We start from the raw sequence: 20,820 nt of genomic DNA, 5'->3' as shown, positions 1-20,820 counted from the left end.
AAGATAAATCTAGTTAAAGAAAGGTATGTCGTCATGAAAAAAATTGCAGTTTTAACTAGCGGTGGAGATTCACCAGGTATGAATGCTGCAGTTCGAGCAGTCGTTCGTACAGCAATTTACAATAATATTGAAGTTTATGGGATTTATCATGGTTACCAAGGTTTACTTGACGATGATATTCACAAGCTTGAATTAGGCTCTGTAGGGGATACAATTCAACGTGGAGGTACGTTCCTATTTTCAGCTAGGTGCCCTCAATTTAAAGAAGAAGATGTGCGTAAGAAAGGTATTGAAAACCTTCGTAAACGTGGTATTGAAGGCTTAGTTGTCATTGGGGGCGACGGTAGTTATCGCGGTGCTCAACGTATTAGTGAAGAATGTAAGGAAATTCAAACTATTGGAATACCTGGTACTATTGATAATGATATTAATGGTACAGATTTCACTATAGGTTTTGACACTGCTTTGAATACAATTATTGAATCGGTCGATAAAATTAGAGATACTGCATCAAGTCATGCTCGTACTTTTATAGTAGAAGTTATGGGTCGAGACTGTGGTGATTTAGCGTTATGGGCAGGATTGTCTGTTGGCGCAGAGACGATTGTAGTACCCGAAGTTCATACAGACATTAAAGATGTTGCAGAAAAGATTGAACAGGGTATAAAAAGAGGTAAGAAACATTCTATCGTTATGGTCGCTGAAGGATGTATGAGTGGCCAAGAATGTGCTGATGAATTAATGAAATACATCAATATTGATACTCGAGTATCAGTTTTAGGTCATATTCAGCGTGGAGGAAGCCCTTCTGGAGCTGACCGTGTGTTGGCTTCAAGGTTAGGTGGACACGCTGTAGAATTACTTAAACAAGGTGAAACTGCTAAAGGTGTGGGTATTAAAAATAATCAATTAACTGCTACACCATTTGATGATATCTTTGGAGAAAGTAATCATAAATTTGATAAAGATATGTATCAATTAGCTAAAGAATTATCAATATAAATTATGGGAGGATTATATAATGAGAAAGACTAAAATTGTATGTACTATAGGACCAGCTTCTGAATCGGAAGAAATGCTTGAAAAATTAATTAACGCGGGTATGAACGTTGCGCGTTTAAACTTCTCTCATGGTAGTCATGAAGAACATAAAGCAAGAATTGATACAATACGTAAAGTTGCTAAACGCTTAGATAAAACTGTTGCACTATTATTAGATACTAAAGGGCCAGAAATTCGTACGCATAATATGAAAGATGGCGTTATTGAATTAGAAAAAGGTAAAGAAGTTATTGTAAGTATGAATGAAGTTGAAGGTACTCCTGAGAAATTCTCAGTTACTTATGAAGACTTAATTAACGATGTAAATGAAGGTTCTTATATCTTATTAGATGACGGTTTAGTTGAACTACAAGTTAAAGAAATTAATAAAGATAAAGGCGAAGTTAAATGTGATATCTTAAATACAGGAGAATTAAAAAATAAAAAAGGTGTTAACTTACCAGGAGTAAAAGTTAATTTACCAGGTATCACTGATAAAGATGCTGATGATATCCGCTTTGGTATCAAAGAAAATGTTGATTTTATCGCAGCAAGTTTCGTAAGACGTCCTAGTGATGTTTTAGATATTCGCCAAATTCTTGAAGAAGAAAAAGCTCATATCACAATTTTCCCTAAAATTGAAAACCAAGAAGGTATCGATAATATTGACGAAATATTAGAAGTTTCTGATGGTTTAATGGTTGCTCGTGGTGACATGGGTGTTGAAATACCACCAGAAAAAGTACCTATGGTTCAAAAAGATTTAATTAGAAAATGTAATAAATTAGGTAAACCAGTTATTACTGCAACTCAAATGTTAGATTCAATGCAACGTAATCCTCGTGCAACTCGTGCGGAAGCAAGTGACGTTGCTAATGCCATTTATGATGGTACTGATGCAGTTATGTTATCAGGTGAAACTGCAGCGGGATTATACCCAGAAGAAGCAGTTAAAACGATGAGAAATATCGCAGTTTCAGCTGAAGCAGCGCAAGATTATAAAAAATTATTATCTGACCGTACTAAGTTAGTTGAAACATCTCTTGTTAATGCCATTGGTGTTTCTGTAGCACATACAGCGCTTAATTTAAATGTTAAAGCAATTGTTGCTGCAACAGAGAGTGGATCAACTGCACGTACGATTTCAAAATATCGTCCACACTCTGATATTATCGCTGTTACTCCTAGTGAAGAAACTGCACGTCAATGTGCGATTGTTTGGGGCGTTAATCCTGTAGTTAAAGAAGGACGTAAAAACACTGATGCATTACTTAATAACGCAGTAGCAACTGCAGTTGAGACTGGTAGAGTTTCTAATGGAGACTTAATCATTATTACTGCAGGTGTACCTACTGGTGAAAAAGGTACAACAAACATGATGAAAATTCACTTAGTAGGTGATGAAATTGCTCGTGGCCAAGGTGTAGGTCGTGGATCAGTAGTAGGCCATGCTATTGTTGCTGATAGTGCAAGTGACTTAGAAGGTAAAGATTTATCTGATAAAGTCATTGTTACTAACTCTGTTGATGAAACGTTAGTACCTTATGTCGAAAATGCTATTGGTTTAATTACTGAAGAGAACGGTATCACTTCACCAAGTGCAATCGTTGGTTTAGAAAAAGGTATTCCAACAGTAGTTGGTGTTGAAAAAGCTACTAAAGAAATTAAGAACGATATGTTAGTTACTGTTGATGCAGCTCAAGGAAAAATCTTTGAAGGCTACGCTAACGTACTATAATTTAATTTAAATATAATTTTACATGACTGAGGCATTATTTATAATGTCTCAGTTTTTGTGTTTTAAAACTTGAATGGTGATAAAAAAATACCAGCGTTAGACATTTCAATTCTAACGCTGGTATTAATTATTATTATTACGCGTGTTTGCTTACCTTTTTGTATCGTAAGTACATGAGACCTAAAATAATAAACCAAATAGGTGTTAAATAGATAGCTCTTCTAGTATCGACATTTACAAATAATAAGCCGAAGACAAAAATGAAGAATATTAATATTGCATATCCCATATATAGACCACCAGGTAATTTATAAGTTGCCTTTTTATGTAACTCTGGATTATTTCTACTGTAATTGATATAAGCAATAATAATCAATGCCCATACAACTAAAAATAGTACAGTTGAAATAGTTGTAACATAAGTAAATACCTTAGTAGCGTCAGGGAAAATATAATTTAACAACGCTGCAATTAGCAATAATGCTGACGAAGCTATAATAGCTGTGTGTGGTACACCGTTTTTGTTCGTTTTAGAGAAGGCTGGTGGAGCTTGCTCTTGATTAGATAGTCCGTACAGCATTCTACTATTTGAAAATATACCACTATTACATGATGATGCAGCAGCAGTTAAAACCACAAAGTTAATTATTCCAGCTGCAAATGGTACTCCAATTAAAGCGAATAATTTAACGAAAGGGCTGTTATCTGGATCAACTTTGTACCAAGGAATGATTGACATAATTACTGCTAATGCCCCAACATAGAAAATTAATATTCTAATAGGTACACTATTGATTGCCTTTGGTATAGTTTGTTCAGGATCTTTCGTCTCTCCAGCAGTAACACCAATCATTTCGATTCCTACGAATGAAAATAGTGCCATCTGGAATGACATGAAGAACCCTGAAGCCCCTTTAGGGAATATTCCATGGTTGTATAAATTAGTTAAACTTGTATGTCCGAATTGTGTTTTGAAAGCAAAAAGAATCATGACAATACCTACAACGATTAAAGCAATAATTGTGGCAATTTTAATGATTGCAAACCAAAATTCTAATTCACCAAATAATTTGGCGCTTAGTAGGTTAAATGACATTAAGATTAATACACAAAATAAAGCACTAATCCAATTAGGTATTTCAGGGAACCAAAAACTAACATATTTAGCTACCGCTGTAACTTCAGCCATACCAGTAATAATCCAACATAACCAATATGTCCACCCTGTAATAAATCCAGCAAATGGTCCTATGTATTTATTAGTAACATCCGCAAATGATTTAAAATTAGTGTTTTGAATTATAATTTCTCCCAATCCACGCATAAACATGAATAACATAAATCCTATAATGATATAGGTAAGCAATATTGAGGGACCCGTCATTGCAATTGTTTGACCGGCACCAAGGAATAACCCCGTTCCTATAGCGCCTCCAATGGCGATTAATTGAACATGACGATTGCTCAATTCTCTTTGTAAATTTTCAGCCATAAGACATCTCCCTTACTATAAGATATTTATATTATGCACTTATAAGGCTATTTATACAATTCTTTTCGCAAAAAAGTGTGAAAATTCACTAAAATGTATATTTATATTTTGTAATCATTCTTGATAACTAAACGAAAACATCACAATATTTTTGAAATTTGATGAGTTATATACTATGTAAAGTTTAATTTCACGCTCTTTTAAAGATGTTAACATACATTAAGGTCAAGCTAATATACCATTTTTACATGTTTAAAGTTATTTATAATGTTTCACAAATTGTTTGAATTTAGCTATAATACTAGGTGAAAGCCATTTCATAAAGAAATAGTAAAGGGGAAATTTATCATGGCAGAATTACAAAGAGGTTTAGAAGGGGTTATTGCAGCTGAAACTAAGATCAGCTCAATAATTGACAGTCAATTGACATATGCGGGCTATGATATTGATGATCTCGCAGAAAATGCCCAATTCGAAGAAATTATTTTCTTACTTTGGAATTATAGACTTCCAAATAAAGAAGAATTAAAAGAATTGAAAGAAAAATTATTTGAGTTTATGACTCTAAACGAAAGAGTTTATAAACACTTTGAAGAGTATGTAACTGATGATGTTCATCCTATGACAGCGTTACGTACATCTGTATCTTATATTGCTCATTTCGATCCAGATGCTGAAGATGAATCTGAAGATAAAAAGTATGAAAGAGCAATTCGTATTCAAGCAAAAATTGCTTCATTAGTTACGGCTTTCGCAAGAGTAAGAGAAGGGAAAGAACCTGTTAAACCTAATTCAGAATTAAGTTATGCAGCGAACTTCTTATACATGTTAAGAGGCGAACTTCCAACTGACATTGAGGTTGAAGCATTCAATAAAGCTTTAATTTTACATGCCGATCATGAATTAAACGCATCTGCATTCACTGCTCGTTGTGCTGTTTCATCACTCTCTGATATGTATTCAGGTATAGTTGCTGCTGTAGGTTCATTAAAAGGGCCTCTACACGGTGGTGCAAATGAACGTGTAATGGCAATGTTAAAAGAAGTAGGTAGTACTGATAATGTTGATAGTTACCTTGATGAGAGATTCGCTAATAAAGATAAAGTAATGGGCTTTGGTCACCGTGTATATAAAGATGGTGATCCACGTGCTAAATATTTACGTGAAATGAGCCGTAAAATTACTGAAGAAACTGGTCAAAGCGAATTATTTGATATTTCATTAGCTATTGAAAAGCGTATGAAAGATGAAAAAGGCTTAATTCCAAATGTTGATTTCTTCAGTGCAACTGTTTATCACAGTATGAACATTCCTCATGATTTATTTACACCAATCTTTGCAGTAAGTCGTACTTCTGGTTGGATTGCTCATATATTAGAACAATATCGAGACAACAGAATTATGAGACCAAGAGCTCAATATATTGGTGAGAAAGATCGTAAATATGTTCCTATTGAAGAAAGATAATAAAATAACATATAGTATTTAGTGAAAGTTTAAATATACTTGGAGGTTAGATTTATGTCAGCAGAAAAAATTACTCAAACTAATGAAGGTTTAAATGTACCAAACGAACCAATTATTCCATTTATTATTGGTGATGGAATTGGACCAGATATTTGGAAAGCTGCAAGTCGCGTTATTGATGCAGCAGTAGAAAAAGCTTACAACGGCGAAAAACGTATTGAATGGAAAGAAGTTTTAGCTGGACAAAAAGCTTATGATGAAACAGGAGAATGGTTACCTCAAGAAACTTTAGACATGATTAAAGAATATTTAATCGCTGTTAAAGGACCTTTAACTACGCCAATTGGTGGCGGGATCCGTTCACTAAATGTTGCTTTAAGACAAGAATTAGATTTATTTACTTGCTTACGTCCTGTTCGTTGGTTCCAAGGTGTACCATCTCCAGTTAAACGTCCTGAAGATGTAGATATGGTTATTTTCCGTGAAAACACTGAAGATATCTACGCAGGTATTGAATTTAAAGAAGGAACTTCAGAAGTTAAAAAAGTAATTGATTTCTTACAAAATGAGATGGGAGCTACTAACATCCGCTTCCCAGAAACTTCAGGTATTGGTATTAAACCTGTATCTAAAGAAGGTACAGAACGTCTTGTTAGAGCAGCTATTCAATATGCTTTAGATAACAATCGTAAATCTGTGACTTTAGTGCATAAAGGTAACATTATGAAATTCACTGAAGGTTCATTCAAACAATGGGGTTATGACTTAGCTCATAATGAATTTGGTGATAAAGTATTTACTTGGCAACAATATGATGAAATTGTTGAAAAAGAAGGTAAAGATGCAGCAAATGATGCTCAAGATAAAGCTGAAAAAGAAGGCAAAATTATTATCAAAGATTCAATTGCTGATATCTTCTTACAACAAATCTTAACTCGTCCAGCTGAACATGATGTAGTAGCAACTATGAACTTAAATGGTGACTACATTTCAGATGCTTTAGCTGCACAAGTTGGTGGTATTGGTATCGCTCCAGGTGCTAATATTAACTACGAAACAGGTCACGCTATCTTTGAAGCAACACATGGTACAGCTCCAAAATACGCTGGATTAAATAAAGTTAATCCATCATCAGAAATTTTAAGTTCTGTTCTTATGTTAGAACACTTAGGTTGGCAAGAGGCTGCTGATAAAATCACTGATTCAATTGAAGCAACTATCGCTTCTAAAATTGTAACTTACGATTTTGCTCGTTTAATGGATGGCGCTGAAGAAGTTTCAACTTCAGAGTTCGCTGACGAGTTAATTAAAAACTTAAAGTAAACTAAATTAGAGTTAAAATTAAATAAGATACTAATCTTTGTTGGGTTGGCGAAAGCCAACCCTTTTTTTAAAGATTATGTAAAAATGTAAGTTATCATTATCTTTTTACTTCAAAAGATGATAGGTTAATTAATGTTAAGACAATATTAAACAAATATTTTCTTAATATATGTGCAAATATATTTGTTTTGTTAAGTTTATGTAAAATTGATGTGTAGCTATGTTATTTTTATTTGAACTTCAGTTATAATGAAATTGTAATAACAAAATAGGGAGGCACACCATGTCACAAAAAGTATTAGTGGTTGATGATGAACAATCAATCGTGACCTTACTAAAGTATAATTTAGAAACAGCAGGATACATAGTTGAAGTCGCGTATGACGGCGAGGAAGCATTAAAAAAGGTTGAAGAAGAGCAACCTGAACTTATTGTATTGGACGTCATGTTACCTAAGAAGGATGGTATTGAGGTGTGTAAATCAATTCGATCTGACAAAAATTTAGTACCTATTTTAATGTTAACCGCAAAAGATGATGAGTTTGATCGTGTTTTAGGACTTGAACTAGGTGCTGACGATTACATGACAAAGCCATTTTCACCTAGAGAAGTGGTTGCAAGAGTTAAGGCTATTTTAAGACGTTCTAAGTTTGTTAATGAAATTGAGAAAGAGGACACAGATGAGGAAGACATCATCATCGACTCTATTCGTATACGTCCTGAATTCTTTGAAGTATATAAAGATGAAGAATTATTAGAGTTAACTCCTAAAGAATTCGAATTATTATTATACTTAATTGAAAGACAAGGCCGTGTCATTACACGAGAGCATATGCTCAATTCAGTTTGGAATTATGAATTTGCTGGCGACTCTCGAATCGTCGATGTACATATTAGTCATTTAAGAGATAAATTGGAAGAGAATCCAAAACAACCTAAATTAATTAAAACAGTGCGAGGATTAGGTTATAAATTGGAGAGACCTAAAGCTTAATGCTAAAGTTTCATCATCGTTTATTATTATTAATTAGTACTATAACAATAATTAGTTTTATTGGTTTAGGTGTAATTATTCACAACACAATTTATCAAACTTTAACTAGCAATCAAATCAATGAATTAAGAAATGAAGCACATAATTATGTCAATTTACTAAATCATAAAAAAGGTGAAGAGATTGACAACCTTGCTGATAATCAACAAAATATCGTTGTTATAAAAAACGAAGCTGATGGACACATCATTTTTTCATCAGGTGATAGTAAAAAGATAGATAGTAGAATTGATAATGCAGCAAATCCTTCTAACTTAATTACTAAAAAAACTAATATCGGTACACGCTATACTTTTAAAGATAATATAGGTAACAAAACCGTATACATAAGTGGAATTAATGATGAAATCATAGATTTACAAAGAGAAATGTGGAAATACCTTTCTATAATAGGCGTCATAGTGTTATTCACAGTTTACTTAGCTAGTAGAAGTATCAATCGAACATATATAAGACCTATTAATGAAGTGACGTATGCAACATCATTATTGGCAGATGGTTATTATCATGTTCGTGTTCCTGAAAGTAATGTTAAGGAAACACGAGCACTTTTTGTAACAACGAATGAGCTAGCCAGAAGATTGCAGAAATTGAACAATAGTCAAAAAATACAATCAAATCGTTTGAAAACAACACTTGAGAATATTCCAAGTTCTGTTTTAATGATTGATAAACATGGCGAAATAGTTGTTGCGAACCATGCTTACTATGAAGTATTTAGTCTGGATCAACAGGTTGAAAATAAGAATTATATTGGTTTTATAGATGATAGTATTGAGAAGCTAATAATAGAAAGCTTTAGAACTGAGAAGGTAATCTATGATCAAATTGAAGTAGACATAAATAATGTACATACTAAATACTTTGATGTATCATGTGTCCCAATTTTGTCCAAATCTAAGAAGAAATTACAAGGTATGGTTGTCGTACTTCATGATATTACTAACCTTCAAAAATTAGAAAATCTTAGAAGAGAGTTTGTGGCTAATGTGTCACATGAATTGAAAACACCAATTACTTCTATTAAAGGTTTTGCGGAGACGCTTATTGAAGGTGCTAAAAATGATGAGCAATCTCTTGATATGTTCTTGAACATCATTTTGAAAGAATCTAATAGAATAGAATCATTAGTTATGGATTTATTGGATTTATCGCATATCGAACAACAAACCGAGATTGAAACGAACTATATGAATTTATCTGAATTAGCTTATAATACGATTGATAACTTGCAGACTCAAGCTATAAATAAAAATATTGAAATTCAACCTGAAATTGAAAAAGATGTCATAATAGAAGCTCATGAAAATAAAATTGCTCAAGTTATTACTAACTTACTTTCAAATGCGATTAATTATTCTCTTGAGGACAATAAGGTTATTGTACGAGTATTTAGAGAGGGTAAAAAGGTTAATTTAGAAATTCAAGATTTCGGAATTGGTATTAGCGCCAAGGATCAAAAACATATCTTTGAACGTTTCTACAGAGTAGATAAAGCGAGAAGTAGAGATTCTGGCGGTACAGGTTTAGGTTTATCAATAACTAAACATATTGTCGAAGCCCATAACGGACGAATCAACATAAATAGTAGACTTGGAGAAGGTTCGACCTTCAAAGTTACTTTTATAGATGAATAATTTGAGGAACTGCGATGTCATTTTTGACATTGCAGTTTCTTCTTTTGAAAAGCTTTTTGTTGTATACATTTAACTTTATGTTAGAAGTCTTAAATTCGTTAAGCGTAAAAAAGAGGAACACACTAGCTAAAGGCTAATGCGTAAGTGGTACTAAGTATTTCAATGTTAATTGTGCTAGTAAAGGATTACATTTGCTGATGCAAATGCACTAAGGACCGCTAAACTCTATATTCGTTAAGCGTTCCTATGTATGCTAAAATGTATGTAAATCAGTTCTGGAGGTTACGTATTTTGGATAAATTAGTGTTAATAGATGGTAACAGTTTAAGCTTTAGAGCGTTTTATGCTTTACCATTACTTTCTAATAAAGCTGGTATTCATACAAATGCTATATATGGCTTTGCGATGTTGCTTGAGAAAATTATTAAAGAAGAACAACCCAATCACTTTTTAGTTGCATTTGATGCTGGTAAAACTACTTTCAGACATTCTAAGTACAGTGAATATAAAGGTGGACGTCAAAAAACACCACCAGAATTAAGTGAACAATTTCCTTATATTCGTCAATTATTAGATGCTTATCACATTAAACACTATGAATTAGAAAATTATGAAGCGGATGACATTATTGGCACGCTAAGTAGAGAGGCTGATAAGGCTGGTTTCGAAACGATTATTATTACAGGGGATCGAGATTTAACACAATTAGCTACTGATAATGTCACAATTTATTACACTAAAAAAGGTGTGACAGATGTAGATCACTACACGCCAAGTTTTATAGCTGAAAAATATGATGGGCTACAACCGAAACAAATCATTGATATGAAAGGTCTCATGGGAGATACTTCAGATAATATTCCAGGGGTTGCTGGCGTTGGTGAAAAGACTGCAATCAAACTTCTTAAACAATTTACTTCTGTAGAAGGTGTTTATGAACATATTGATGATGTCACAGCTAAAAAATTAAAAGAAAAACTCGTGAATAGTAAAGATGATGCCTTGATGAGTAAAGACTTAGCTACAATTAATGTTGAAAGTCCCATTGATGTTAATCTAAATGATACAAAATTAGAAAATCAAGATGATAATACTAACAAAATAGAATTGTTTAAAAAGCTTGAATTTAAACAATTATTGGCAGATATTGATGAAGAAGCTAATAACGATGTAGTTAACGAAAAGACCTTTGAAATTGAATCGGATTTTCAACATATCAACTTTGATAGTTTAGAGCATGCAATTATTCATTTTGAATTAGAGGGCACAAATTATCTTAAAGATAATATCCTAAAATTCGGTTTTTATGCTGATGATTCACATGTGGTCATTAATGCTGAAGATATTAAGCAATATCAAGATTTAGTCCAATGGTTAGAAGATAAAAATACGACTAAAACTGTATACGATGCCAAAAAAACTTATGTGGCTGCGCATCGTTTAAATATCGATATTCAAAATGTGCAGTTTGATGTAATGTTGTCTAGTTATATTATTGATCCTTCTCGTTCAATAGATGATGTAAAATCAGTAGTTTCACTTTATGGACAGAATTATGTTAAAGATAATGTGTCAGTTTACGGTAAGGGGAAAAAACATCAAGTTCCTGAAGAAGAAGTATTAAATAAACATGTAGCTTCAATCACAGAGGCAATTGCTAACTCTAAACCTGAAATGGAGGCTCAATTAGAAGAGTATAATCAAGTTGAGTTACTCAAAGATTTAGAATTACCACTTGCTAAAATTTTAAGTGAAATGGAAGAAATTGGTATTTATACTGATGTTGAAGACTTAAAACAAATGGAGAACGAAATCCAAGAAAAATTAGATGTTTTAATTAAAAACATTCATGAAGCTGCAGGAGAAGAATTTAATATTAATTCTCCTAAACAATTAGGAGTAGTTTTATTTGAAACGCTAAAACTACCTGTTATCAAGAAAACTAAGACAGGCTATTCAACAGCAGTAGACGTATTAGAACAATTGCAGGGAGAGCATCCAATTATTGAACATATATTGGAGTATAGACAATTGTCAAAATTACAATCAACTTATGTTGAAGGATTACAAAAAGTGATTAGTAAAGATCAGAGAATTCACACACGTTTTAATCAAACGTTAGCACAAACAGGTAGACTTTCAAGTGTAGATCCAAACTTACAGAATATACCTATTCGTTTAGAAGAAGGAAGAAAAATTAGAAAAGCCTTTAAACCTACAGATAAGGATAGCGTAATCTTATCGGCTGACTATTCACAAATAGAGTTACGTGTGCTTGCACATATTACTCAAGATGAAAGTTTGAAAGAGGCATTTATTAATGGTAACGATATTCATACTGCGACAGCTATGAAAGTATTTAACGTAGAAGCTAATGAAGTAGATAGTTTAATGCGTAGACAAGCCAAAGCAGTAAACTTTGGTATTGTGTATGGAATTAGCGATTATGGCTTAAGTCAAAGTTTAGGAATTACACGTAAAAAAGCGAAAGCTTTTATAGATGATTACTTAGCTAGTTTTCCTGGTGTAAAACAATACATGTCTGACATTGTTAAAGATGCAAAAGCAGATGGATATGTTGAAACACTTCTACATCGACGTCGTTATATTCCAGATATTACAAGTCGTAATTTCAACTTAAGAAGTTTTGCAGAAAGAACAGCAATGAATACCCCGATACAAGGTAGCGCAGCAGATATTATTAAATTAGCTATGGTTAAGTTTTATGAAAAAGTTAAAGATACTAATTATCACGCGACATTATTATTGCAAGTTCATGATGAATTGATTTTCGAGTTGCCTAAATCTGAAGTCGAAGATTTTAGTAAGTTTGTTGAAGAAATTATGGAACAAGCTTTAGATTTAGATGTACCTCTAAAAGTAGATTCAAGTTATGGACCAACATGGTATGACGCTAAATAAGGAAAGGATTAAAATATGCCAGAATTACCAGAAGTTGAACATGTTAAAAGAGGTATAGAACCTTTTGTAATAAATGAAAAAATTGATAAAGTTATTTTTTCAGAGAAGGTAATCGAAGGTAAAAATAATCAAAGAGAAACAATTATAAAAGGTATAGAGTTAGATAGTTTTAAAAAATTAACTGAAGGTTATGTTATATCTGAAGTTCTTAGGCGTAGTAAGTACATCGTTTTTCATATTGAAAAAGACAATGATCATAGAATTTTGATAAGTCATTTAGGTATGGCAGGAGGATTTTTTGTAGTTGATGATTTAGAAGAAATTGGAACGCCAAATTACCGTAAACATTGGCAAGTGATTTTCGAACTTAACAATGGTAAAAAATTAGTTTACTCAGATATTAGACGTTTTGGAGAAATTAGAAATATTGCCAATTATGAAAGTTATCCTCCTTTTCTAGAAATAGCTCCAGAACCATTTGATAAAGAAGCAATGATACATTATCTAAGTTGTTTTGATATTAATAAATACGCCAATAAACCTATTAAACAAATGATTTTAGATCATAAAGTGATTGCCGGTGCTGGTAATATTTATGCTTGTGAAGCACTTTATAGAACTGGTATTCGACCTGATAAAATTGCTAACTCATTGAGTCATCAACAAAAAGAGATGTTATTTTATTATGTTCGAGAAGTTCTTGAAGAGGGTATTAAATACGGTGGAACAAGTATTTCTGATTATCGCCATGCTGACGGTAAAACCGGAGAAATGCAATTGCATTTAAATGTTTATAAACAGAAATATTGTAAAACATGTGGGCATGAAATAGAAACAAAAGTGATTGCCACTAGAAATAGTCATTTTTGCCCAAATTGTCAGAAATAAAGGAAGCGTGAAAATATGCCAAAGATTATTGGACTAACAGGTGGAATCGCAACTGGTAAATCAACAGTCTCAGAATTATTAACTGCATATGGATTTAAGGTTGTTGATGCGGATGTTGCATCTCGAAAAGCTGTTAAGAAGGGTTCAAAAGGATTAGATCAAATAAGAGAGAAATTTGGTCAAGAAGCTATTGACGACAATGGTGAGATGAATCGTAAATATGTTGGAGAACTTGTCTTTAATAATCCAGAACAACGAATAGAACTTAATAAGATAGTTCATCCTATTGTTAGAGAAATAATGGAAGAAGAGAAGAATCACTACCTAAATGAGGGATACAATGTCATTATGGATATTCCTTTGTTATTTGAAAATGATTTACAAGATACTGTGGATGAAGTTTGGGTAGTTTACACTTCTGAAAGTATTCAAATTGAACGTTTAATGGAAAGAAATGATTTATCACAAGAAGATGCTAAGGCACGTGTGTATAGTCAAATATCTATTGATAAGAAAAGTAGAATGGCGGATCATGTCATAGACAATCTAGGTGATAAACTTGAATTAAAACAAAATTTACAACAACTTCTTGAAGAAGAAGGTTATATCGATTAATAAAGTTAACGTACACAAAGCATTGTTTTGTGTACGTTTTTTATTTTTGTATGTTAAATAATAAGTATAACTTATTTAAAATGATAGATAAAAGTTCGAACATGAGTATAGGGAAACGCTTTCAAAAGACAGATAATATGTTATACTAATTTCATAAAGTATAACATATAAATAAATGTTCAAGGGGTGCTTTTTAATGTCAACGAATATCGCGATTAATGGAATGGGTAGAATTGGAAGAATGGTGCTACGTATAGCTTTAAAAAACGAAAACTTAAATGTTGTAGCGATTAATGCAAGTTATCCTTCTGAAACTATTGCACATTTAATTAATTATGATACAACTCATGGTACATATGATAAAAAAGTTGAAGCAACAGAAAATGGTATTAAAGTAGATAATCATGAAATTAAACTTGTTTCTGATAGAAATCCAGAAAACTTACCATGGAATGAATTAGATATCGACATTGTTATTGAAGCTACTGGTAAATTTAATCATGGAGATAAAGCCATTGCTCATATTAATGCAGGTGCAAAGAAAGTATTACTCACAGGCCCTTCAAAAGGTGGAGAGGTACAAATGATTGTTAAAGGTGTTAATGATGACAAACTTGATATTAATCAATATGACATCTTTAGTAATGCTTCATGTACTACCAATTGTATCGGTCCAGTTGCAAAGGTCTTGAATGATAAGTTTGGCATTGTAAATGGTTTAATGACAACTGTTCATGCCATTACTAACGATCAAAAAAATATTGATAATCCTCATAAGGATTTACGTAGAGCACGTTCTTGCAATGAAAGTATTATTCCAACTTCAACTGGTGCCGCTAAAGCGCTTAAAGAAGTGTTACCAGAAGTTGAAGGGAAACTTCATGGAATGGCTTTACGTGTTCCAACTAAGAATGTCTCACTTGTTGATTTAGTCGTTGATTTAGAAAAAAATGTCACTGCTGAAGAAGTAAATGAAGCATTTAGACAATCGGACTTAGATGGCATTTTAGATGTTGAAGATGCACCTTTAGTATCAGTAGACTTTAATACGAATCCTAATTCTGCAGTTTTAGATTCTCAATCTACTATGGTAATGGGTGAGAATAAAGTAAAAGTAATTGCTTGGTATGATAATGAATGGGGTTACTCTAATCGTGTTGTAGAAGTAGCTGAACAAATTGGAGAACTGATTGAGAAAGAGGCCACTGTTAAAGCAGTATAATTAAAAAACAGTATAAGACATGTAATTATAAGCTGTCGACAAAGTATGAACAATCATAAAGTTAGTATTCATCTAACTCATATTGGTTGATCTTTATCCTTTGTTGACAGCTTTCTTTTTGGAAATTTGTAGTAAGACTTATATCTTTATAATAAAAACATTAGAAAGCGTAATTAACTTAATTTAAATTTCTGTTTTAAACATTTATCCAAAGATTCAATTTTATAGTAAAATATCATTTAAAAATCTATATTTATAGCATTAAAATCTAAATTCTAGCGTAAATAACCTTTCTTTTTTACAATACAATTATGTAGTATAATGTACGTTAATCAAACTTAAGAGGGTGACATAAATGAAATGCCCAAAATGTAATTCAACACATTCTAGAGTAGTTGATTCTAGACACGCAGATGATGCAAATGCAATAAGACGAAGAAGAGAATGTGAAAATTGTGGAACTCGGTTTACTACTTTTGAACACATTGAAGTAAGTCCGCTTATCGTTGTTAAAAAAGATGGTACTCGAGAACAATTTTTAAGAGAAAAAATATTAAATGGGTTAGTAAGATCTTGTGAAAAGAGACCAGTAAGATACCAACAATTGGAAGATATTACCAATAAAGTCGAATGGCAATTACGTGACGAAGGTCAAACTGAAATATCCTCAAGAGATATAGGAGAGCATGTTATGAAATTATTAATGCATGTTGATCAAGTCTCATATGTTAGATTTGCATCTGTCTACAAAGAGTTTAAGGACGTTGACCAATTACTTGCTTCAATGCAAGGAATCTTGAGTGATAATAAACGGAGTGATTATTAAATGGGATTACAGTCGTATGAGTATGGGTTAAGACCTCAAGATAGCTTCGAAGTCATCAAAGAATTTCAATTAACGACAGAACATTTAGAAATATTGAACCGTCTCTTTACGCCGTTAATCGGTCCGCAATCTATAGGGCTTTATCACTTTATCAATCAATTTGTAGACGACCATCATCATTATCCGCTCACTCATTACATATTTATGAATGAGTTAAAAATCAATCTTTTAGACTTTAGAAAGCAGATGGATTATTTAGAAGCTATCGGGTTAATTAAAACCTTTGTTAAGCATGAAGAGCAGCAAACACGATTTGTATATCAATTAATACAACCTCCTACAGCTTATCAATTTTTTAATGATCCTATGTTATCTGTTTTTTTATATAGTGAAGTTGATAAAAATCGTTATCAGTCTTTAAAGAATCATTTTGAAAAAGACAAAAAGGATTTAAGTCATTATCAACAAACGACTAGGAAGTTTACTGAAGTTTTTAATGTACCAAAAAAAGTTTTAAATCAAGATTTATCTAATCTTAAACAAGCTAATCACTATAGTGGTATTGATTTATCCAATGAGACATTTGATTTCGAAATGTTGAGACATATGTTAAATCAACACTTTATCAGTAATGAAATCGTAACTAAAGATGCTAAAGAATTAATTATTCAATTGGCTACATTATATGGTTTGACTGCCGATGGAATGAAAAAAGTTATATTAAATTCAATTACTAGTGCGCAACAATTATCATTTGAAGAAATGCGCAAGCAAGCACGATCATATTATTTGATTGAACACGAAAATCATTTGCCAAAATTACAATTGAAAGGTGAGTCTTTTGATAAATCAACTCAAGAAAAAGATACACCCCTAGATAATACTGATGAATGGTTACAACTATTAGACGAAACTAGTCCTATAGATATGTTAGCGAGTTGGTCAGGTTCTGAACCTACGCAATCACAAAAAAGTATGATTGAAGAATTAATTGATAGAGAAAAAATGAGTTTCGGTGTGATTAATATACTGTTGCAATTTGTTATGCTAAAAGAAGATATGAAGTTACCCAAATCTTACATATTCGAAATTGCATCAAATTGGAAGAAAAAAGATATTAAAACAGCTAAGCAAGCTTACAACTATGCACTTCAAGTTAATCAACCTAAAAGTTATGACCAAAATTTCAAAGGGAATAGAAACTATTCCAAACAAAACAAGCAACTTATTTCAAAAGAGAAAACTCCAAAATGGCTTGAAAATAGAGAGGCTCAATCAAATTCATCAGCTACAAAAGATTCAACCACAAAAGATGAAAAATTAGAAAAAGATCGAAAAGCATTCTTAGAACGTTTGAATAAAAAATGGGAGGAGGGCAATGAGTAATGAAAAGTTTCAAGAACATAATGGGTGCGTCAGACGACTTAAATAAACGTATTGAGAAAATCAAGCAAAATGTTATAAAAGACCCAGATGTTAAAGAGTTTTTAGAGCAACATCAATCTCAACTTACGAATGCAATGATTGATGAAGATTTAAATGTTTTACAAGAGTATAAAGATCAACAGAAGCATTATGATGGTCATCGTTTTGAAGAATGTCCTAATTTTGTTAAAGGGCACGTACCTGAGTTGTATATAGAAAATAAAAGAATTAAGATTAGATATTTGAAATGTCCATGTAAAATTAAACATGATGAAGAACGCTTTAACTCTCAACTCATCACCTCACATCATATGCAACGTGATACATTAGATGCAAAATTAAAAGATATTTACATGACTGAACGTGATCGTTTGGACGTAGCGATGGCTGCAGATGAAATATGCACAAATATAGCTAATAATGAAAAAGTAAAAGGATTATATTTGTATGGCCCTTTTGGAACAGGTAAGTCATTTATATTAGGTGCAGTTGCTAATCAACTCAAATCGAAGAAGATTTCATCCACTATTGTTTACTTACCTGAATTTATTCGTACTTTAAAAGGTGGCTTCAAAGACGGTAGTTTTGAAAAGAAACTAGAACGTGTGCGTGAAGCTAATATACTTATGCTTGATGATATAGGTGCTGAAGAGGTTACACCATGGGTAAGAGATGAAATTATCGGACCATTATTACATTATAGAATGGTTCATGAGTTACCTACGTTTTTCAGTTCGAACTTCGACTATAGTGAATTAGAGCATCATTTATCTATGACGAGAGATGGAGCTGAGAAAACTAAAGCAGCTAGAATTATCGAACGTGTTAAAACACTATCTACGCCATATTATTTAGAAGGTAAAAATTATAGAAACAATTGAATTTTATCTTATGAGGTGTATAATGGACTTAAATCTTAATCGTTGAAACTATTGAAGATAAGATAATTTAATCACTATTACACAGAAAGTCATTAGTTGATGAGAATATGGCTAATATATTAAATTATTACTACTTCATAATGATATTTGTAATGAATATCCGGCTCGAGACCGTTATCTCATGTAGAGTAGCTTAGTTATTATTTTTATAAAGCTGAGCAACTAGGGTGGTACCACGACAAACTCGTCCCTTGTTATAGGGGGCGAGTTTTTTGTTTTGCGGATATTTATCTTAATCATTCAATAAGTCAACGATCAGATCTTTTTAATATTTAGGAGGGTTTAATATGGATCAAATTAATATTCAATTTCCAGATGGTAATTCAAAAGAGTTTGATAAAGGTACTACTACTGAAGACATCGCTCAATCTATTAGCCCAGGTTTAAAAAAGAAAGCTGTAGCAGGTAAATTTAATGGTCAAATGGTAGATTTAACTAGACCACTTGAGGAAGATGGATCAATTGAGATTGTTACACCAGGTAGTGAAGAGGCTTTAGAGGTTTTACGACATTCTACTGCGCATTTAATGGCACAAGCTTTGAAGCGTTTATATGGTGATGTGAAATTTGGTGTAGGTCCGGTGGTTGAAGGCGGATTTTACTATGACTTTGATATGGATGAAAAAGTATCATCAGATGATTTTGAAAAAATAGAAAAAACGATGAAGCAAATCGTTAATGAGAATTATAAAATAGAACGAAAAGTTGTAAGTAGAGATGAAGCTAAAGAATTCTTCAAAGATGATCCATATAAATTAGAACTTATTGATGCAATTCCAGAAGATGAGAGCGTTACTTTATACTCACAAGGTGAATTCACAGATTTATGTCGTGGTGTACATGTACCTTCGACTTCTAAGATAAAAGAGTTTAAATTACTATCAACTGCAGGTGCTTATTGGCGTGGTGACAGTAACAATAAAATGTTACAACGTATATACGGTACTGCGTTTTTTGATAAAAAGGATTTAAAAGCGCATTTACAAATGCTTGAAGAACGTCGTGAAAGAGATCACCGTAAAATCGGTAAAGATTTAGAATTATTTACTAATAGCCAACTTGTTGGTGCTGGATTACCTTTATGGTTACCAAATGGCGCTACAATCAGACGTGAAATTGAACGCTATATTGTAGATAAAGAAGTGAGCATGGGATATGACCATGTATATACTCCAGTATTAGCAAATGTTGATTTATATAAAACTTCTGGTCACTGGGATCATTACCAAGACGACATGTTTCCACCTATGAAATTAGATGAAACTGAAGAAATGGTATTAAGACCAATGAACTGTCCACACCATATGATGATTTATAATAATAAACCACACTCTTACCGAGAATTACCAATCCGTATTGCGGAATTAGGTACTATGCATAGATATGAAGCAAGTGGTGCAGTTTCAGGTTTACAACGTGTTCGTGGAATGACTCTTAACGATTCTCATATATTCGTGAGACCAGATCAAATTAAAGAAGAGTTCAAAAGAGTAGTCAATATGATTCAAGAAGTTTATGAAGACTTCGGTTTTAAGGATTACACTTTCAGATTAAGCTACAGAGACCCAGAAGATAAAGAAAAATATATGGATGATGATGAAATGTGGAATAAAGCTGAATCAATGCTCAAAGAAGCAGTTGATGAAATGGGTCTACCATATGTAGAAGCTATTGGTGAAGCGGCATTTTATGGTCCTAAACTTGATGTTCAAGTTAAAACTGCAATGGGTAAAGAAGAAACTTTATCTACTGCGCAGCTTGATTTCTTACTACCTGAACGTTTTGAACTCACTTATATTGGTAGTGATGGTGAACAACATAGACCAGTAGTTATTCACCGAGGTGTTGTTTCTACAATGGAACGTTTCGTCGCATTCCTTACTGAAGAAACTAAAGGAGCTTTCCCAACATGGTTAGCACCAAAACAAGTCGAAATCATTCCAGTTAATGTAGATTTACATTATGATTACGCCCGCCAATTACAAGATGAACTTAAATCGCAAGGCGTTCGTGTTGAGATTGATGATCGTAATGAAAAAATGGGTTATAAAATTCGTGAAGCGCAAATGCAAAAAATACCATACCAAATTGTTGTAGGGGATAAAGAAGTAGAAAATAATGAAGTCAATGTAAGACAATATGGTTCCCAAGATCAAGAAACACTTGAAAAAGATGAATTTATTTGGAATTTGGTGGATGAAATTCGTTTGAAAAAACATAGATAACCTT

The 20,820-nt window shown here is 32.5% G+C and carries 15 protein-coding genes; 14 read left to right on the top strand and 1 reads right to left on the bottom strand.

Translation table 11 applies throughout. The annotated features are described in order from the left end of the window. Positions 1–33 precede the first annotated feature (33 nt). Positions 34–1,002: a 6-phosphofructokinase gene (pfkA, locus tag CM54_RS05285; RefSeq protein ID WP_002434701.1), complete on the top strand. Its 969-nt coding sequence runs from the start codon at positions 34–36 to the stop codon at positions 1,000–1,002. Positions 1,003–1,021: 19 nt separating this feature from the next. Then, positions 1,022–2,779: a pyruvate kinase gene (gene pyk / locus CM54_RS05280; protein ID WP_002434667.1), complete on the top strand. Its 1,758-nt coding sequence runs from the start codon at positions 1,022–1,024 to the stop codon at positions 2,777–2,779. A 136-nt stretch (positions 2,780–2,915) separates the two neighbouring features. Here pyk and CM54_RS05275 read toward each other — a convergent pair whose 3' ends face one another. Then, complete coding sequence (locus CM54_RS05275) at positions 2,916–4,271, bottom strand: amino acid permease (protein ID WP_023350119.1); 1,356 nt, start codon at positions 4,269–4,271, stop codon at positions 2,916–2,918. Positions 4,272–4,619: 348 nt separating this feature from the next. Here CM54_RS05275 and CM54_RS05270 point away from each other — a divergent pair, with 348 nt between their 5' ends. From CM54_RS05270 to thrS, 12 genes are all read left to right on the top strand, one after another. Continuing rightward, positions 4,620–5,738 carry a citrate synthase gene (locus CM54_RS05270; protein ID WP_002434679.1) on the top strand — a complete coding sequence of 373 codons (1,119 nt, stop codon included), beginning with the start codon at positions 4,620–4,622 and terminating at the stop codon, positions 5,736–5,738. Between the two features lie 54 nt (positions 5,739–5,792). Next, entirely contained in the window at positions 5,793–7,061 is a 1,269-nt protein-coding gene (gene icd / locus CM54_RS05265) for an NADP-dependent isocitrate dehydrogenase (protein ID WP_037549410.1), read from the top strand. 283 nt (positions 7,062–7,344) lie between these two features. Beyond that, positions 7,345–8,055, top strand: coding sequence for a response regulator transcription factor (locus CM54_RS05260; protein WP_002434702.1), 711 nt, complete (start codon positions 7,345–7,347; stop codon positions 8,053–8,055). Then, positions 8,055–9,752: a two-component system histidine kinase PnpS gene (gene pnpS / locus CM54_RS05255; RefSeq protein ID WP_037549407.1), complete on the top strand. Its 1,698-nt coding sequence runs from the start codon at positions 8,055–8,057 to the stop codon at positions 9,750–9,752. Before CM54_RS05260 ends, pnpS begins: the two co-directional genes overlap by 1 nt. A 291-nt stretch (positions 9,753–10,043) precedes the next feature. Continuing rightward, positions 10,044–12,674, top strand: a complete 2,631-nt coding sequence (polA, locus tag CM54_RS05250; RefSeq protein ID WP_023350123.1) for a DNA polymerase I — start codon at positions 10,044–10,046, stop codon at positions 12,672–12,674. Between the two features lie 15 nt (positions 12,675–12,689). Further along, positions 12,690–13,562 carry a bifunctional DNA-formamidopyrimidine glycosylase/DNA-(apurinic or apyrimidinic site) lyase gene (mutM, locus tag CM54_RS05245; protein WP_002436128.1) on the top strand — a complete coding sequence of 291 codons (873 nt, stop codon included), beginning with the start codon at positions 12,690–12,692 and terminating at the stop codon, positions 13,560–13,562. A 15-nt stretch (positions 13,563–13,577) separates the two neighbouring features. Next, entirely contained in the window at positions 13,578–14,177 is a 600-nt protein-coding gene (gene coaE, locus CM54_RS05240; protein WP_023350124.1) for a dephospho-CoA kinase, read from the top strand. Between the two features lie 196 nt (positions 14,178–14,373). Next, entirely contained in the window at positions 14,374–15,399 is a 1,026-nt protein-coding gene (gene gap / locus CM54_RS05235; RefSeq protein ID WP_002436117.1) for a type I glyceraldehyde-3-phosphate dehydrogenase, read from the top strand. Between the two features lie 355 nt (positions 15,400–15,754). After that, the gene (gene nrdR / locus CM54_RS05230) at positions 15,755–16,225 is read left to right on the top strand and encodes a transcriptional regulator NrdR (RefSeq protein WP_002436018.1); all 471 of its coding nucleotides are present in this window, start codon (positions 15,755–15,757) and stop codon (positions 16,223–16,225) included. After that, a complete protein-coding gene (locus CM54_RS05225) occupies positions 16,226–17,611 on the top strand; it encodes a replication initiation and membrane attachment family protein (RefSeq protein ID WP_037549404.1) in 1,386 nt (461 codons plus the stop codon). It begins immediately after the preceding gene. Further along, positions 17,611–18,531, top strand: coding sequence for a primosomal protein DnaI (dnaI, locus tag CM54_RS05220; RefSeq protein WP_037549400.1), 921 nt, complete (start codon positions 17,611–17,613; stop codon positions 18,529–18,531). The genes CM54_RS05225 and dnaI overlap by 1 nt, the downstream gene beginning before the upstream one ends. Before the next feature lie 347 nt (positions 18,532–18,878). Further along, on the top strand, positions 18,879–20,816 hold the full coding sequence (gene thrS, locus CM54_RS05215; protein WP_037549398.1) for a threonine--tRNA ligase: 1,938 nt from the start codon (positions 18,879–18,881) through the stop codon (positions 20,814–20,816). Positions 20,817–20,820: the final 4 nt, after the last annotated feature.

It is taken from the genome of Staphylococcus sp. TE8, assembly GCF_000692055.1.
GTDB lineage: Bacteria > Bacillota > Bacilli > Staphylococcales > Staphylococcaceae > Staphylococcus > Staphylococcus capitis.
This window is presented reverse-complemented; position numbering and strand designations above follow the sequence as displayed.

Excerpts from the sequence above, each read along its gene's own strand:
- thrS (WP_037549398.1), top strand. The coding sequence starts at position 18,879 with ATGGATCAAATTAATATTCAATTTCCAGATGGTAATTCAAAAGAGTTT.
- dnaI (WP_037549400.1), top strand. The coding sequence starts at position 17,611 with ATGAAAAGTTTCAAGAACATAATGGGTGCGTCAGACGACTTAAATAAA.
- CM54_RS05270 (WP_002434679.1), top strand. The coding sequence starts at position 4,620 with ATGGCAGAATTACAAAGAGGTTTAGAAGGGGTTATTGCAGCTGAAACT.
- icd (WP_037549410.1), top strand. The coding sequence starts at position 5,793 with ATGTCAGCAGAAAAAATTACTCAAACTAATGAAGGTTTAAATGTACCA.
- gap (WP_002436117.1), top strand. The coding sequence starts at position 14,374 with ATGTCAACGAATATCGCGATTAATGGAATGGGTAGAATTGGAAGAATG.
- CM54_RS05260 (WP_002434702.1), top strand. The coding sequence starts at position 7,345 with ATGTCACAAAAAGTATTAGTGGTTGATGATGAACAATCAATCGTGACC.
- nrdR (WP_002436018.1), top strand. The coding sequence starts at position 15,755 with ATGAAATGCCCAAAATGTAATTCAACACATTCTAGAGTAGTTGATTCT.
- mutM (WP_002436128.1), top strand. The coding sequence starts at position 12,690 with ATGCCAGAATTACCAGAAGTTGAACATGTTAAAAGAGGTATAGAACCT.
- pnpS (WP_037549407.1), top strand. The coding sequence starts at position 8,055 with ATGCTAAAGTTTCATCATCGTTTATTATTATTAATTAGTACTATAACA.
- pyk (WP_002434667.1), top strand. The coding sequence starts at position 1,022 with ATGAGAAAGACTAAAATTGTATGTACTATAGGACCAGCTTCTGAATCG.
- CM54_RS05225 (WP_037549404.1), top strand. The coding sequence starts at position 16,226 with ATGGGATTACAGTCGTATGAGTATGGGTTAAGACCTCAAGATAGCTTC.
- pfkA (WP_002434701.1), top strand. The coding sequence starts at position 34 with ATGAAAAAAATTGCAGTTTTAACTAGCGGTGGAGATTCACCAGGTATG.
- CM54_RS05275 (WP_023350119.1), bottom strand. The coding sequence starts at position 4,271 with ATGGCTGAAAATTTACAAAGAGAATTGAGCAATCGTCATGTTCAATTA.
- coaE (WP_023350124.1), top strand. The coding sequence starts at position 13,578 with ATGCCAAAGATTATTGGACTAACAGGTGGAATCGCAACTGGTAAATCA.